At 71.3% G+C, this 13,951-nt stretch carries 13 protein-coding genes and 1 pseudogene; 10 read left to right on the forward strand and 4 right to left on the reverse strand.

All coding sequences use genetic code 11. The features are described 5' to 3' along the window. Positions 1-414: 414 nt before the first annotated feature. Positions 415-864 (reverse strand): metallopeptidase family protein, encoded by a 450-nt coding sequence (locus H8R17_RS28535; protein ID WP_187826111.1) that lies wholly within the window; start codon positions 862-864, stop codon positions 415-417. Positions 865-1,160: 296 nt separating this feature from the next. Between H8R17_RS28535 and H8R17_RS28540 the strand changes: the two genes are divergently transcribed. From H8R17_RS28540 to H8R17_RS28570, 7 genes and pseudogenes are all read left to right on the forward strand, one after another. After that, positions 1,161-1,583, forward strand: a complete 423-nt coding sequence (locus H8R17_RS28540) for a DUF3499 domain-containing protein (protein WP_187826098.1) — start codon at positions 1,161-1,163, stop codon at positions 1,581-1,583. Between the two features lie 85 nt (positions 1,584-1,668). Further along, positions 1,669-1,961 (forward strand): annotated as a pseudogene (locus H8R17_RS28545) (L-lactate permease); the annotation flags it as partial. Positions 1,962-2,221: 260 nt separating this feature from the next. Further along, positions 2,222-3,586: a phosphomannomutase/phosphoglucomutase gene (locus H8R17_RS28550; RefSeq protein ID WP_187826099.1), complete on the forward strand. Its 1,365-nt coding sequence runs from the start codon at positions 2,222-2,224 to the stop codon at positions 3,584-3,586. Between the two features lie 435 nt (positions 3,587-4,021). Further along, entirely contained in the window at positions 4,022-4,192 is a 171-nt protein-coding gene (locus H8R17_RS28555) for a Trm112 family protein (RefSeq protein WP_079060162.1), read from the forward strand. 168 nt (positions 4,193-4,360) lie between these two features. Beyond that, positions 4,361-5,488: an SIS domain-containing protein gene (locus tag H8R17_RS28560; RefSeq protein WP_187826100.1), complete on the forward strand. Its 1,128-nt coding sequence runs from the start codon at positions 4,361-4,363 to the stop codon at positions 5,486-5,488. A gap of 114 nt (positions 5,489-5,602) precedes the next feature. Further along, positions 5,603-6,754 (forward strand): mannose-6-phosphate isomerase, class I, encoded by a 1,152-nt coding sequence (manA, locus tag H8R17_RS28565; RefSeq protein WP_187826101.1) that lies wholly within the window; start codon positions 5,603-5,605, stop codon positions 6,752-6,754. Between the two features lie 144 nt (positions 6,755-6,898). After that, entirely contained in the window at positions 6,899-7,879 is a 981-nt protein-coding gene (locus tag H8R17_RS28570; protein ID WP_187826102.1) for a cation diffusion facilitator family transporter, read from the forward strand. Between the two features lie 167 nt (positions 7,880-8,046). On the opposite strand, the gene lepB is transcribed toward H8R17_RS28570, so the two are convergent. Next, on the reverse strand, positions 8,047-8,715 hold the full coding sequence (gene lepB / locus H8R17_RS28575; RefSeq protein ID WP_187826103.1) for a signal peptidase I: 669 nt from the start codon (positions 8,713-8,715) through the stop codon (positions 8,047-8,049). A 354-nt stretch (positions 8,716-9,069) separates the two neighbouring features. Between lepB and ahcY the strand changes: the two genes are divergently transcribed. After that, complete coding sequence (gene ahcY, locus H8R17_RS28580) at positions 9,070-10,527, forward strand: adenosylhomocysteinase (RefSeq protein WP_187826104.1); 1,458 nt, start codon at positions 9,070-9,072, stop codon at positions 10,525-10,527. A 151-nt stretch (positions 10,528-10,678) separates the two neighbouring features. Continuing rightward, entirely contained in the window at positions 10,679-11,293 is a 615-nt protein-coding gene (locus H8R17_RS28585) for a hypothetical protein (RefSeq protein ID WP_187826105.1), read from the forward strand. Between the two features lie 56 nt (positions 11,294-11,349). On the opposite strand, the gene H8R17_RS28590 is transcribed toward H8R17_RS28585, so the two are convergent. Continuing rightward, positions 11,350-12,429, reverse strand: coding sequence for an RDD family protein (locus H8R17_RS28590; protein WP_187826106.1), 1,080 nt, complete (start codon positions 12,427-12,429; stop codon positions 11,350-11,352). Between the two features lie 127 nt (positions 12,430-12,556). Here H8R17_RS28590 and H8R17_RS28595 point away from each other — a divergent pair, with 127 nt between their 5' ends. Beyond that, on the forward strand, positions 12,557-13,564 hold the full coding sequence (locus H8R17_RS28595) for a stage II sporulation protein M (RefSeq protein WP_187826107.1): 1,008 nt from the start codon (positions 12,557-12,559) through the stop codon (positions 13,562-13,564). 135 nt (positions 13,565-13,699) lie between these two features. Here the strand turns inward: H8R17_RS28595 and H8R17_RS45850 are convergent. Further along, positions 13,700-13,951 (reverse strand): hypothetical protein (locus tag H8R17_RS45850; protein WP_223125567.1); only part of this gene is annotated, 252 nt, incomplete at its 5' end.

The raw sequence follows: 13,951 nt of genomic DNA on the forward strand, positions 1-13,951 counted from the left end.
CCGGTGAGTGGGTCGGTGCGGGTTTGTGTTGTCTGCCTGCGGCGGCCTGCGCGGGTGGGGCGGGGGTGCGCGTAGCGCCTGCGGTCGCGTTGTGGGTCGGGGCCGTGCCGGGGGGTGTCCGTCCTCGGTCCGGCGAAGTGGTGGGCTACGGGGGTGGTCGTGTGCTGACGCCGGCCGCTGCGGCGGACACGCCCCGACACGTCCCCTTCCCGCCGCCGGCGACCGCGGGCCGGTGGGGTACGCGTACAAACCGGCCAACGCAGCTGCAGTCACGCGCAGCCGTCGTCGTAGCTGCGGGCATGCGTGCCTCCGCCAGTGCCTTGGCGCGGGTGAGCGCACCCACCTCCGGCCCACGCCAAACGGCAGTCACCCAGCAACGCCGGACCACGAACCCCCGCACACCAACCCCGCCGCTCAGTCCTCCCCGTACCGCGGATCAACAGTCTCCGGCGTCAAACCCAGCAGCTCAGCGACCTGCTCGACCACAACCTCGTGCACCAGCGCCGCCCGCTCATCGCGCCCCTTGGTGCGAATCTCCACGGGCCGCCGATAGACGACGACCCGCGCAGGTCGTCCCTCCCGCGCCGACACCGTCCCGCCCAGCGGAACCGCCTCGTCGCTCCACCCCCGCCCCGGCCCGTCCAGCCGCGGCACCTCAAGCACCAGGAAATCGATGTCGGCCAGCTGCGGCCACCGCCGCTCCAGGCGCTCCACGGAATCCTGCACCAGATCCGCGAACACCTCTGCGCGGCTCGCGGCGAGCGGTACCTGCGGCGGTGCGATCGGACCGCGCATGCCCCGGCCGTGCCGATCACGTCGGCGGGGCCCTGGGCCGGCGGCGCGGGGGGTCACGGGGTTGTCCATCACTGCTGAAGGGTAGTCCCCGCCGGGTCCGCGCGCCCGACCCCCACGCGGCATCCCGGACAGCACCTGGTGGACCGTTACGGCATGTCGTTACATGACCATTCCAGCCAAGGTTGGGCTCGTTTCCATATCTCTCCGAGACTGGCGATAGCAAGGCAATTGGTGTGGTTTGTAGCGGATAGTGATCGGTTCCCGCCCGGTTCGGGATCCCGGAAAGCGGTGTCCATGCAGGTCAGCTAGGTGTGCCCGGAGGGGCGTGTGGGGCGTTTCACAGCACGACACGGTGGAGTGACCTGGTGGAGAGTCGTCGCGGCCCGCTCAAGAGTGCGGTACCGTCCAACGTCGTGAGCCCTGTACGTCGTTGTTCGCGCACCGCCTGCGGCCGACCCGCCGTCGCGACGCTGACGTACGTCTACGCCGACTCGACCGCGGTCCTCGGCCCGCTCGCCACCTACGCCGAACCCCACTGCTACGACCTGTGCGCCGAGCACTCCGAGCGCCTCACCGCCCCGCGCGGCTGGGAGGTCGTCCGGCTCCTCGACGGCTCGGCCCCGGCCCGTCCAAGCGGCGACGACCTGGAAGCGCTTGCCAACGCCGTACGCGAGGCGGCCCGTCCTCAGGAACGGGCCGCGGGGGCGGGCGGCGGTGGGCGTGGCGCCGACCCGATGGAGGTCGCGCGGCGCGGGCATCTGCGGGTGCTGCGGTCGCCCGACAACTGACGGCCCGGGCAGCCGGCGATCCGGCCGCCCGGTCTTCGGTGGCGAGAAATTGCTTTCGCATGGCGGAATCCGGGGAGGCGTCCCCGTGTACGTCCAGGAACTGGAACCGTCGCCGGTTCGCTCGGCCTGTCCGCCTCAGTGGCGGCCCTGCCCCTCGTGATCGTCCTCGTCCTGCACGGCGGCGTCCGCATGAAGGCGCACCCGGCGGGCCTCACCGGCCTTCTGGGCGCCGTACTCGTCGCCTGGCTCGCCTACCGCATGCCCCTGGACCAGACGCTCCCCAGCGCCGCTCAGGGAGCCTTCTTCGGCCTCTTCCCCACCCTGTGGATCGTCGTCAACGCCCTCTGGGTGTACCGGATGACCGTCCGCACACGGCACTCCCCGCAGAACCTCACCATTGCCTGCGCGGCCGTCGGACTGGCGGCCGCGAGGGTGACTTGCTGCGCAAAGTGCCGCCGTGGAGCCTGGGACCGCTGCTCGTGATGTGCGTGATCGTGGTCGGGCAGAGCACCCCGGTCCTGGACTGGATGCTGCCCTGACCTCATGTGTCGTCGGAAAGTCCACTCGACGTTCACAGCGGACTGTCAGCGCGGGCGGGTAGTTTGGGGTCACCGATTGGACTTTCAGGAGGGTTGTCCGTGGCTGCTGATCTGTCGCAGATCGTGAAGGCGTACGACGTACGCGGGGTCGTCCCCGACCAGTGGGACGAGTCGCTGGCCGAGCTCTTCGGGGCGGCCTTCGTGCAGGTCACAGGCGCGAGCGCCATCGTGACCGGGCACGACATGCGGCCCTCGTCCCCAGGCCTGGCGCGGGCCTTCGCGCACGGGGCGGCGGCCCGGGGCGCCGACGTCACCGAGATCGGGCTGTGCTCCACCGACCAGCTCTACTACGCCTCGGGCGCGCTGAACCTGCCGGGCGCGATGTTCACCGCCTCGCACAACCCGGCGCAGTACAACGGCATCAAGATGTGCCGCATGGGCGCCGCCCCGATCGGCCAGGACACGGGGCTCGCGGACATCCGCGAACTCGTCGAGCAGTGGAGCGAGTCGGGAGCTCCAGAGCCCGCCACCCACGCGGGAACGATCACGCAGCGCGACACGTTGAACGACTACGCGGCACACCTGCGCTCCCTCGTCGACCTGGCCGCCATCCGCCCCCTGAAGGTCGTCGTCGACGCGGGCAACGGCATGGGCGGCCACACGGTGCCCACTGTCTTCGCCGGCCTGCCCCTCACCCTCGTCCCGATGTACTTCGAGCTGGACGGCACCTTCCCCAACCACGAGGCCAACCCCCTCGACCCGGCCAACATCGTGGACCTCCAGAAGCGAGTACGCGAGGAGGGCGCCGACCTCGGCATCGCCTTCGACGGCGACGCCGACCGATGCTTCGTCGTCGACGAGCACGGCGCTCCGATCTCCCCGTCGGCGATCACCGCCCTGGTCGCCTCCCGCGAGCTCGCCAAGCACGGCGGCAAGGGCACGGTCATCCACAACCTGATCACGTCCTGGTCGGTCCCGGAGGTCGTGAAGGAGAACGGCGGCACGCCGGTGCGCACGCGCGTGGGCCACTCCTTCATCAAGGCCGAGATGGCTCGCACCGGCGCGATCTTCGGCGGCGAGCACTCCGCGCACTACTACTTCCGCGACTTCTGGAACGCCGACACGGGCATGCTGGCCGCCCTGCACGTCCTGTCCGCCCTCGGCGGCCAGGACGGCCCGCTCTCCGCCCTGGTCGCCCAGTACGACCGCTACGCCGGCTCCGGCGAGATCAACTCCACCGTCGACGACCAGACGGACCGCCTCGCCGCGATCCGCGCCGCGTACGAGGGACGCGAGGGCGTCACCGTCGATGACCTCGACGGCCTCACCGTCTCCTCCGCCGACTGGTGGTTCAACGTCCGCCCCTCCAACACGGAGCCTCTCCTCCGCCTGAACGCCGAGGCCCGCGACGAAACGACGATGACCAAGGTGAGGGACGAGGCCCTGTCGATCATCAGGGGCTGACACGGCCTGGGTGACGGCCACCTCGAGTCCGGCCGGCTGGCGATGGCCACCTCGCGTCCGGCCGACCTGGCGATGGCCACCCCGCGTCCGACCGGCCGGACAACGGTCACTTCTCGGTCGACCGTGCGGTCTGCCGGTCCACGCCCACCCCTTGGCCGACAGTGTCGGGTGGTGGGTGGGCAAAGGCCGGGGTCCGGGGCGGAGCCCCGGCGGGGATCCAGGGGGCGGAGTCCCCGGGCGGGGTCGAAGGGGCGCAGCCCCTTCAGGACGGGACGGGTAGGGGCGGCGGGGGCGAAACACCGCCACGGCAACCGCAACGCCGCCCACCCACCGGACCCCGCCCAACCCCGCCACCCCACCCCCCACCGGCGGTACCCTGACCAGGCACATCCGCATACCCGCACGTACCCACTCCGCCCGAAGGGACCCGCCCCCATGCCGCTCGAAGCCGGCCTCCTGGAGATCCTCGCCTGCCCGGCCTGCCACGCCCCCCTCAAGGAGCAGGACACCGAGCTGATCTGCACCAGCCAGGACTGCGGCCTGGCCTACCCCGTCCGCGACGGCATCCCCGTCCTCCTGGTCGACGAAGCCCGCCGCCCGGCGTAAAAAACCGACGTACGGAGACGCAGACCGACGTACAGAGAAATCCCGCCAGCCGGTGAGCAGAGATCCGGCGCACGGAGAAAAACCGACGACCCGGCGACCCGCGTCCCGCGCACCGCAGACGACGCGCCCCCGCGCACCCAACGCCCCGGCGATCGGAGACTGCCGCTCATGCTCGACGAATCGCTGCTCGACACCCCGGAGGGCCTCGCCGAGGCCGACCACCGCGGCCTGCTCCGCGGCGCCGCCGAGGCCGGCGCCCGTGTCCGCACCTCCGCCCGGCACTCCACCGAGGCCGGCGTCAGCGACCTCAAGCCCGACGGCCGCCCCCGCGCCGTCCTGATCGCCGGGCCGGGCGCCGCCGCCACCCACGCCGCCGACCTCCTGGGCGCGCTCGCCGGCGCCGGCAGCCCCGTCACCCGTCTGGCCCCCACCGGCGTCGCCCCCGCAGCCGGCGCCCTGCGCTGGGAACTGCCCGGCTGGGTCGGCTCCGTTGACCTGCTGCTGATCGCCACCCCGGACGGCAGCGAGCCGGGCCTGTCCCTGCTCGCCGAGCAGGCCTACCGCCGCGGCTGCAGCGTCGTCGCCGTCACCCCCGCCGGCTCCCCGCTGAACGAGGTGGTGCAGGGCTCCCACGGCATGTTCATCCCGATGGCGACCGCCCCGTACGACCAGGACGAACCACTCGCCGCCTCCGCCCCCGGCGTCCTGTGGGCCCTGCTCACGCCCCTCCTCGTGCTCCTCGACCGCATCGGCCTGCTCGCCGCCCCGCCCGACGCCCTCGGAAAGGTCGCCGACCGCCTCGACACCATCGCCGAGCGCTGCGGGCCCGCGATCGCGACGTACAGCAACCCCGCCAAGACCTTGGCCGCCGAACTCGCCGACGCGCTCCCGGTGGTCTGGACGGAGGGCATCTCGGCCGGCGCGGCGGGCCGCCGGTTCGCGGCCGCCCTCGCCGAACTGTCCGGCCACCCCGCCGTCGTCGCCGAACTGCCCGAGGCACTCGCCGCGCACAGCGCCCTGCTCGCCGGCCCGCTCGCCGCGAGTGCCGACCCGGACGACTTCTTCCGGGACCGCGTCGAGGAGCCGCCCGCCCTGCACGCGCGCGTGGTGCTGCTGCGGGACCGCCCGATCGGCGGCCTCACCGCCGCTCCGGCCGCCCGTGACCTGGCCCTGAGCCACGACACGCCGATCAGCGAACTGGAGCCGGAACCGGGCGGCGACCTGGAGACCCTCGCGGAACTGATCGCCATCACGGATTTCGCCGCCGTTTACCTCGCGCTCGCCTCGGGCGCCTGACCTTGCCCAGGACGCCCTGACCGGCGTACGCGAAGACCGGCCGCGTCGTATCGACGGCGAAGCCGCAGCGCACTGAAACGTCGTAACGTACCGAGAACCGGCAGAGAGAACCCCATGGACCGCCTCGACAACACCATCCGCCCCTACGCCTGGGGTTCCACCACTGCCATCCCGCGGCTGCTCGGCGTCGAGCCGACCGGCGAGCCGCAGGCGGAGATGTGGATGGGCGCCCACCCGGGCGCCCCCTCGCGCACCGAGCGCGGCACGCTCGTCGAGGTCGTCGACGCCGACCCGGAGAAGGAACTCGGACCGGCGTCGGTCGCCAAGTTCGGCCCCCGCCTGCCCTTCCTCCTCAAGATCCTCGCCGCCGGCGCCCCCCTCTCTCTCCAGGTGCACCCCGACCTGGAGCAGGCAAAACAGGGCTACGAGGACGAGGAGCGCCGCGGCATCCCGGTCGACGCCCCGCACCGCAACTACAAGGACGCCAACCACAAGCCCGAACTGATCTGCGCCCTCACCGAGTTCGACGGCCTGTGCGGCTTCCGCGACCCGAACGAGGCCGCCGGCCTGCTCGACGCCCTCGGCGTCGACTCCCTCAAGCCGTACGTCGACCTGCTGCACGCCCGCCCCGAGGACGCCGCCCTGCGCGAGGTCCTGACCGCGATCCTCACCGCCGACCCCGAGGAGATGTCCCGCACGGTCACGGAGGCCGCGGGCTCCTGCGCCCGCCTCCGCGGCGCCCACGCCCCCTACGCCGACATCGCCCAGCACTACCCGGGCGACCCCGGCGTCATCGCCGCGATGCTCCTCAACCACGTCCGGCTCCAGCCCGGCGAGGCCCTCTTCCTCGGCGCCGGTATCCCGCACGCCTACCTCAGCGGCCTCGGCGTCGAGATCATGGCCAACTCCGACAACGTCCTGCGCTGCGGCCTGACGCCCAAGCACGTCGACGTGCCCGAACTCCTGCGCATCGTCCGCTTCGAGGCCGGCGACCCCGGCGTACTGCGCCCCGAGGCGCCCCCCGACGGCGAGGAGGTCTACGAGACCCCCATCGACGAGTTCCGGCTGTCCCGGTACGTCCTCCCGGAGGGCGGCGCCGCCCACGACCTCACGCGCGCGACCCCGCAGATCCTGCTCTGCACGGCGGGCAACGTACGCGCCGGGGAGCACGAGCTGGCCCCCGGCCGGTCCGTCTTCGTACCGGCGGGCGAAAGGGCCGAAGTGTCCGGCACCGGCACCCTGTTCAGAGCCACTGTCGCCGCCTGACGGCAACCACCTGGCGGTCCGGCAACCCGCTGTCGGACCGGGCTGCAACAATGGCCCACCGTCAAGCAAGGGCAAAGTCCGGGACGCCGTACGCGCGCGTGCGGCGCGACCCGGGAACGGCGTACGAAGGGACAACGCGAACACATGAGCGCGTCAGGCGGTACCAAGGCGATCGTGGCGGCACTCGCCGCCAACCTCGCGATCGCTGCAGCGAAGTTCGTGGCGTTCGCGTTCAGCGGCTCGTCGTCGATGCTCGCCGAGGGCGTGCACTCGCTCGCCGACTCCGGCAACCAGGCCCTGCTGCTGGTCGGCGGCAAGCGGGCGCAGCGCGCGGCCACCCCGCAGCACCCCTTCGGCTACGGCCGCGAGCGCTACATCTACGCCTTCCTCGTCTCGATCGTGCTCTTCTCGGTCGGCGGCATGTTCGCCCTCTACGAGGGCTACGAGAAGATCAAGCACCCGCACGAACTGGAGCACTGGTACTGGCCGGTCGGCGTCCTCGTCTTCGCGATCATCGCCGAGACCTTCTCCTTCCGAATGGCCATCAAGGAGTCCAACGTCCTGCGCGGCAAGCACTCCTGGAAGGAGTTCGTCCGCCACGCCAAGGCTCCCGAGCTGCCGGTCGTCCTCCTGGAGGACCTCGGCGCGCTCGTCGGCCTGATCCTCGCTCTCGGCGGTGTCGGCCTCGCCCTGATGACCGGCGACGCCGTCTGGGACGGCATCGGCACCATCTGCATCGGTGTCCTGCTCATCCTGATCGCGCTCGTCCTCGCCGTGGAGACCAAGTCCCTGCTGCTCGGCGAGGCCGCGGGCGTCGAGGAGGTCCAGAAGATCGACGCCGCGATCGTCGACGGCGACACAGTCACCGGCCTCATCCACATGCGCACGCTCCACCTCGGCCCCGAGGAACTGCTGGTCGCCGCCAAGATCGCCGTCCAGCACGACGACTCGGCCACCGAGATCGCCTCCGCGATCAACGCCGCCGAGGCCCGCATCCGCGAGGCCGTCCCGATCGCCCGGGTGATCTACCTGGAGCCCGACATCTACAGCAAGTCCGAGGCCGCCAAGGGCCCCGACCGCGAGGCAGCCCCCGGCGGCCCGGCCTCGCACGGCTCCGACCACTGACCTCACCCATGCGTCACGGGGCCCGCCGAGCCGTTCGGCGGGCCCCGCAGGCCGTCTCCAGACCCTCACCGGCGTCGGTCCGCGCGTGCCCGGGGCCGGTCCGACCGACGACGGCAGACGCTGCCGCACCCCGGCCGCGCCCCGGGGCACGAGCAGGCGCGGCCGTTCTAGGCCCGCACCGGCCACGGCGGCGCCGACGCAGCCCTCCGCCGCCGTACGGCCACGGCGGCGATCGCCAAGCCCAGCCCGGCCAGCGCGGCGACCAGCCCGAGCAGCGCCGCCACACCCAGCAGCACCGGCACCGTCCAGTTGTCCGTCGCCCGGCCCCGCACCGCCTCCACGGGCACCGTCCCGCCGTGGTCGCCCGCGAAGAACCGGGAGTCGCGCGAGTTCACCCGGTGGTCGCCGAGGACGAACATCCGCCCCTCGGGCACGTGCACGTCGTACGGCCGGTGCAGCCCGTCCACCACACCGTCCTTCACATACGGCTCGTCCAGCGGCCTGCCATTGACGGTGATCCGCTCCTTCGCCCCCTGGCCCGTACAGCACACGACATGGTCGCCGCCCACCGCGACGACCCGGCCCATGACACCGGCGTCGAAGCCGTACCGCTCCGGCGCCGCGTACACCACCACATCACCCCGCCGGACCTCCTCCCCGCCGATCCGCTCGAAGACGACCCGGTCCCCGGCGGCGTACGTCGGCGCCATGCTGTCGCTCGCCACCGTGTTCGCCTGGTAGCCCGCCCGCACACCGACCACGCACGCGGCCGCCAACGCCAGCCCCGACAGCCCCAGCACCCACGCCGCGACCGCGAGTCTTCGCACCGTGCCCATCGCCCCTCCCTCTCCCACGGAACCTCCGCGGCCGCAGAGAGTAGCGGCCGCCTGAGCACGTCCGCTCGACCTGGGGTCCCGGCCGGCGGCCCGATTACCGTTCGTGGTCGGCGTGAACTGTTCGCGGGTGGGCTGGGGTCGGCCGGGCCGACCGGTGTAGCTTGGGACGGAGCCAGACGTCGCTGCTGATGGCGGTCGGGCGGTCCCGTGACGGACCGGCCGAGGGAGAGAGGGCCTCCGACGGACTGCGCTGCGCGTACGCGGGCATGCCAGTGTCCTCTTCGGGCATTCCTGTGCCCGCCGCCGCGCAGATCAGCCGTACCCACCTCGACCCAACCCGAGGAGCAGCCCGTAATGACGACTGTCGACAACCGACAGGACTTCAAGGTCGCCGACCTCTCCCTGGCCGAGTTCGGCCGCAAGGAGATCAGCCTCGCCGAGCACGAGATGCCGGGCCTGATGGCGATCCGCAAGGAGTACGCCGAGGCCCAGCCCCTCGCCGGGGCCCGCATCACCGGCTCCCTGCACATGACCGTGCAGACCGCCGTCCTCATCGAGACCCTCGCGGCCCTGGGCGCGCAGGTCCGCTGGGCCTCCTGCAACATCTTCTCCACCCAGGACCACGCCGCGGCCGCCATCGCCGTCGGTCCGAACGGCACCCCCGACAACCCCCAGGGCATTCCGGTCTTCGCGTGGAAGGGCGAGACCCTGGAGGAGTACTGGTGGTGCACCGAGCAGGCGCTGACCTGGCCGGACAGCTCCACCGGCGGCCCGAACATGATCCTGGACGACGGCGGCGACGCCACCCTCCTCGTCCACAAGGGCGTCGAGTACGAGAAGGACGGCAAGGTCCCCTCGCCCGACACCGCCGAGTCCGACGAGCACCGAGTCATCCTCGAACTGCTGACCCGCACGGTGGCCGAGACGCCCCAGAAGTGGACCCAGCTGGCGTCCGAGATCCGCGGCGTCACCGAGGAGACCACGACCGGCGTTCACCGCCTGTACGAGATGCAGCGCGACGGCGTCCTCCTGTTCCCGGCGATCAACGTCAACGACGCGGTCACCAAGTCGAAGTTCGACAACAAGTACGGCTGCCGCCACTCGCTGGTCGACGGCATCAACCGGGCCACGGACGTGCTGATCGGCGGCAAGACCGCGGTGGTGTGCGGTTACGGCGATGTGGGCAAGGGCTGCGCGGAGTCGCTGCGTGCCCAGGGCGCCCGGGTGATCATCACTGAGGTCGACCCGATCTGCGCGCTGCAGGCGGCGATGGACGGTTACCAGGTCACGACGCTGGACGAGGTCGTCGAGACGGCTGACATCTTCATCACCACGACCGGCAACAAGGACATCATCATGGCCGGCGACATGGCCAGGATGAAGCACCAGGCGATCGTGGGGAACATCGGCCACTTCGACAACGAGATCGACATGGCCGGCCTGGCGAAGATCCCGGGCATCGTCAAGGACGAGGTCAAGCCGCAGGTCCACACCTGGGCCTTCCCCGACGGCAAGAAGATCATCGTTCTGTCGGAGGGCCGTCTGCTGAACCTGGGCAACGCCACCGGTCACCCGTCGTTCGTGATGTCCAACTCCTTCGCGAACCAGACGATCGCGCAGATCGAGCTGTTCACGAAGACCGACGCGTACCCGATCGGCGTCTACGTGCTGCCCAAGCACCTCGACGAGAAGGTCGCCCGTCTCCACCTCGACGCCCTCGGCGTGAAGCTGACCACGCTGCGCCCGGATCAGGCCGAGTACATCGGTGTGCCGGTGGAGGGCCCGTACAAGCCGGACCACTACCGCTACTGAGATCACCCCGAGGCTCGTGGTGAGCGCGTCCGTGCACTGACGCGCCCCTCAGCAGCAGGTCCTCCGAGGCAGGCCCCCGCACCCCCGTGCCGGGGGCCTGCCCCGTTGGCGGACCGGCGGCCGGCCCAGCCCGTCAAGACCCAGGACCTCCATGCCCCGCGGCCGTTATTCGCTCCACGATCCGCACGATCACACCTCCCTCGCAGACGAACACTTCCACTGCGCCGTCGGACCCTCCGGCTGGCGCTACGTCTCCCAGCTGACCAGCCCCGCGGGCGAGCACAGCGGCTCCGTCGACCTCACCCTCGACGAACTCGGCCGCCCTATCCGCCTCGAACTCCACGCCACGAGCTGGCAGGTGCGGGGCGCCGCCCTCGACGGCGTCACCTGGGTCCGCACCGACCCCACGGGGACTCATGCCACGGAAGGCAGCGTGCGCGCCCATGCCTTCACCGGCACATCCCCCGCGTTCCTCATCGCCACCACCCGTCTCCTGCGCCTCACCCCTTCCTCCACAGCTACCCGCGTACGCCTCGTGGCCTTCACGGACCCGGTCCTCGCCCCGCGCACCGTGGACCAGTCCTGGGCCTTGCTGAAAAGAGAAGCACACGCCACTGACAACGCCCCTCTGATCGTGGACGAATACCAGGTCACAGCCCTGGACACGGGCGAGCAGCACACCGTGCACATCGCCGGCGACGTGGTCCTCGCAGCACCCGGCATCGAGCTGGAGGACCTGGAGTCACCGCCGTCCGTGTTCCCTTGACCGGCGTTCGCCGGAGTCCGCCGTGCCGGCGGAGCGTCTCCCGTACGAACGCGCACTCAAGCAGGCGGGACGAACCTGGTGGCAGGCCGCTCGTCCGCCTGCGCGTCCGGTGATGCGGCGGCCTGCCGCTCATCCGCTGGAACGTGGGCCTGCGGAGCGTCGGTCCGTGGAACGTCGGCTCGCGGAGGATCAGTCCGCGGAACTCCGGCTTGCGGAACATCGCTCCGGGGACCCTCCGCCGACGGAACATCCCCCTGCCGTTCGGTCCAGGCGGACCCGGCCCCGTATCCGGCCGCCGTCGGCGACTGTGCCGCCGGGAACCCGTACGCACCCAGCTCACCGGGCACAGCCCCTCCGTCGGACTGCTGCTCCGCACGCGCCGCCGCGCCGCTCCCGAAGGCCCGCCGAGCCTCCCGGGCCTGCCGCTCCTGCACCACCGCCGCCAGATACGCCGCCGGCGGCACACCCTCCGGTGCCGGAGCCCCCGTACGGGCCGCGAGCTCGGCCGCCAGCCGCTCCGCCATCGACCAGCCGACCTGCGGATCCAGCTGCCGCATCCGCGTCAGGTACTGCCGAATGGCCAGCCACAGCCCATCGGGCACGGCCGACAGATCCAGCTCCGAGAACCGCCCGGCCAGCCATGGCGGAGGCGGCGGCACAAAGCCGGCCGGCGCGACAGGCACCCGCTCACGCACGACGAGCGTCCCCGCGAACACATCCCCGAGCCGCCGGCCGCGTGCCGACACGAGCGAGGCGATACAGGCGACGACTCCGAAGGTCATCAGGATCTCGATCACCCCGATCAGTCCTCGCACCAGCGCATGCCGGAACCGGATCGGCCCACCGTCGTCCCGCACCACCCGCAGCCCGCACGCCACCTTCCCCAGCGACCGGCCGTGGCTGAGCGTCTCGACCGCGATCGGCCCGCCTACCAGCAGGAGTACGAACGTCGCGATCGACAGCGCAGTCTGCGCCGCCTCGTCCAGGGAAGCCGTCGAGGCCACCAGCACGATGGTCACCACCACGTAGACGGCCACGGCCGCTGCCAGATCGAGCAGCACGGCCAGCGCCCTGCTGGGCAACTTCGCGGGGCGCAGCTCCAGCGCCACCGCCTCGCCCGTCACGAGATCACTCACGCCGCCGTCCTTCCCCTGACCTGCCTCGAACACGGCCAGTCTGCCAAGCTGAGGGCGCATCGCGTCGCAGTACGACAAGCTGATCCGCGACGAGCCGCCGACGAACAGCCCAGGAGCAGGCACACAGATGGACCTCGACGTCTTCGTCTCCGCCCACCGAGCCGAGTGGGATCGCCTGGACGCCCTGCTCCGCCGCCAGCGCCGCCTCACGGGCGCCGAAACCGACGAACTCGTAGGTCTCTACCAACGGACCGCCACCCATCTCTCCCTGATCCAGTCCAGCGCCCCCGACCCGCAGCTGACGGGCCGGCTCAGCCAGCTCGTCGCACGCGCGCGTAGTGCCGTCACTGGCACTCGACGCGCCTCCTGGCGCGACGTCACACGCTTCCTGGCCCACGGCTTCCCCGCAGCGGTCTACCGGTCACGCCACTGGTGGGTACCCACCGCCCTCCTGTCCACCGCCGTAGCCGCCCTGCTCGGCTGGTGGATAGGCACCCACCCCGAAGTACAGGCCACCATCGCTGCCCCCGGCGAACTGCGTGAGCTCACCCGCCCCGGCGGCCAGTACGAGACCTACTATTCCAGCCACCCCGCGGCGTCCTTCGCCGCCCAGGTCTGGACGAACAACGCCTGGGCCGCCGCACTGTGCCTGATCCTGGGGGTCTTCCTGGGCCTGCCCGTCCTCTGGATCCTCTTCCAGAACATGCTCAACCTCGGCGTCGGCATCGGCCTGATGTCCTCGGCCGGCCGCCTCGACACCTTCCTGGGCCTCGTCCTCCCGCACGGTCTCCTCGAACTGACCGCGGTCTTCGTGGCCGCGGGCACCGGTCTACGCCTCGGCTGGACCCTCATCGACCCGGGCCCACGCACCCGACGCTCGGCCCTCGCCGAGGAGGGGCGAGCCGCCATCGGCATGGCGATCGGTCTGGCCCTGGTCCTCTTCGTCTCCGGCGCGATCGAAGGCTTCGTCACCCCGTCCGGCCTGCCCACCTGGGCCCGCATAGCCATCGGAGTCGCCGCCGAGGTGGCGTTCCTCGCGTACGTCTACGTCCTGGGCGGTCGTGCTGCCCGCACCGGAGAGACCGGCGACGTCGAGCCGGCCGAGCGCAGCGCCGCCGCCCCCACGGCGGCCTGATGTGCGGACGCGCGCCTCGGACTGCTAGTCTCCTCTTCGCCCCGCAAGAGCCGTTGACACGGGAGGCGCGGGGAGGTAGATTTGAACAGTTGCCTGGAGGTGGGCTCAGCCCACGAAGGTGACAGTGAATGTCTGTCAGCTTCTTGAAACGTTGATTTCAAAGAAGCCCCCCTCCGACGGTTTCGGAAACGGATGGCCGGTCAGTCCGGCCCGGAACTTCTGATAAAGTCGGATCGCCGGAAAGGGAAACGCGGAAGCGGGAACCTGGAAAGCATCGAGGAAATCGGATCGGGAAAAGGTCTGATAGAGTCGGAAACACCGAAGGGAAGCGCCCGGAGGAAAGCCGCGAGATAGTCTCTGGCGGTGAGTACAAAGGAAGTGTCCGTT

It is taken from the genome of Streptomyces sp. TRM68367, assembly GCF_014495685.1.
Taxonomy (GTDB): Bacteria; Actinomycetota; Actinomycetes; order Streptomycetales; family Streptomycetaceae; genus Streptomyces.

Excerpts from the sequence above, each read along its gene's own strand:
- ahcY (WP_187826104.1), top strand. The coding sequence starts at position 9,070 with ATGACGACTGTCGACAACCGACAGGACTTCAAGGTCGCCGACCTCTCC.
- H8R17_RS28585 (WP_187826105.1), top strand. The coding sequence starts at position 10,679 with ATGCCCCGCGGCCGTTATTCGCTCCACGATCCGCACGATCACACCTCC.
- H8R17_RS28555 (WP_079060162.1), top strand. The coding sequence starts at position 4,022 with ATGCCGCTCGAAGCCGGCCTCCTGGAGATCCTCGCCTGCCCGGCCTGC.
- H8R17_RS28595 (WP_187826107.1), top strand. The coding sequence starts at position 12,557 with ATGGACCTCGACGTCTTCGTCTCCGCCCACCGAGCCGAGTGGGATCGC.
- manA (WP_187826101.1), top strand. The coding sequence starts at position 5,603 with ATGGACCGCCTCGACAACACCATCCGCCCCTACGCCTGGGGTTCCACC.
- lepB (WP_187826103.1), bottom strand. The coding sequence starts at position 8,715 with ATGGGCACGGTGCGAAGACTCGCGGTCGCGGCGTGGGTGCTGGGGCTG.
- H8R17_RS28560 (WP_187826100.1), top strand. The coding sequence starts at position 4,361 with ATGCTCGACGAATCGCTGCTCGACACCCCGGAGGGCCTCGCCGAGGCC.
- H8R17_RS28570 (WP_187826102.1), top strand. The coding sequence starts at position 6,899 with ATGAGCGCGTCAGGCGGTACCAAGGCGATCGTGGCGGCACTCGCCGCC.
- H8R17_RS28535 (WP_187826111.1), bottom strand. The coding sequence starts at position 864 with ATGGACAACCCCGTGACCCCCCGCGCCGCCGGCCCAGGGCCCCGCCGA.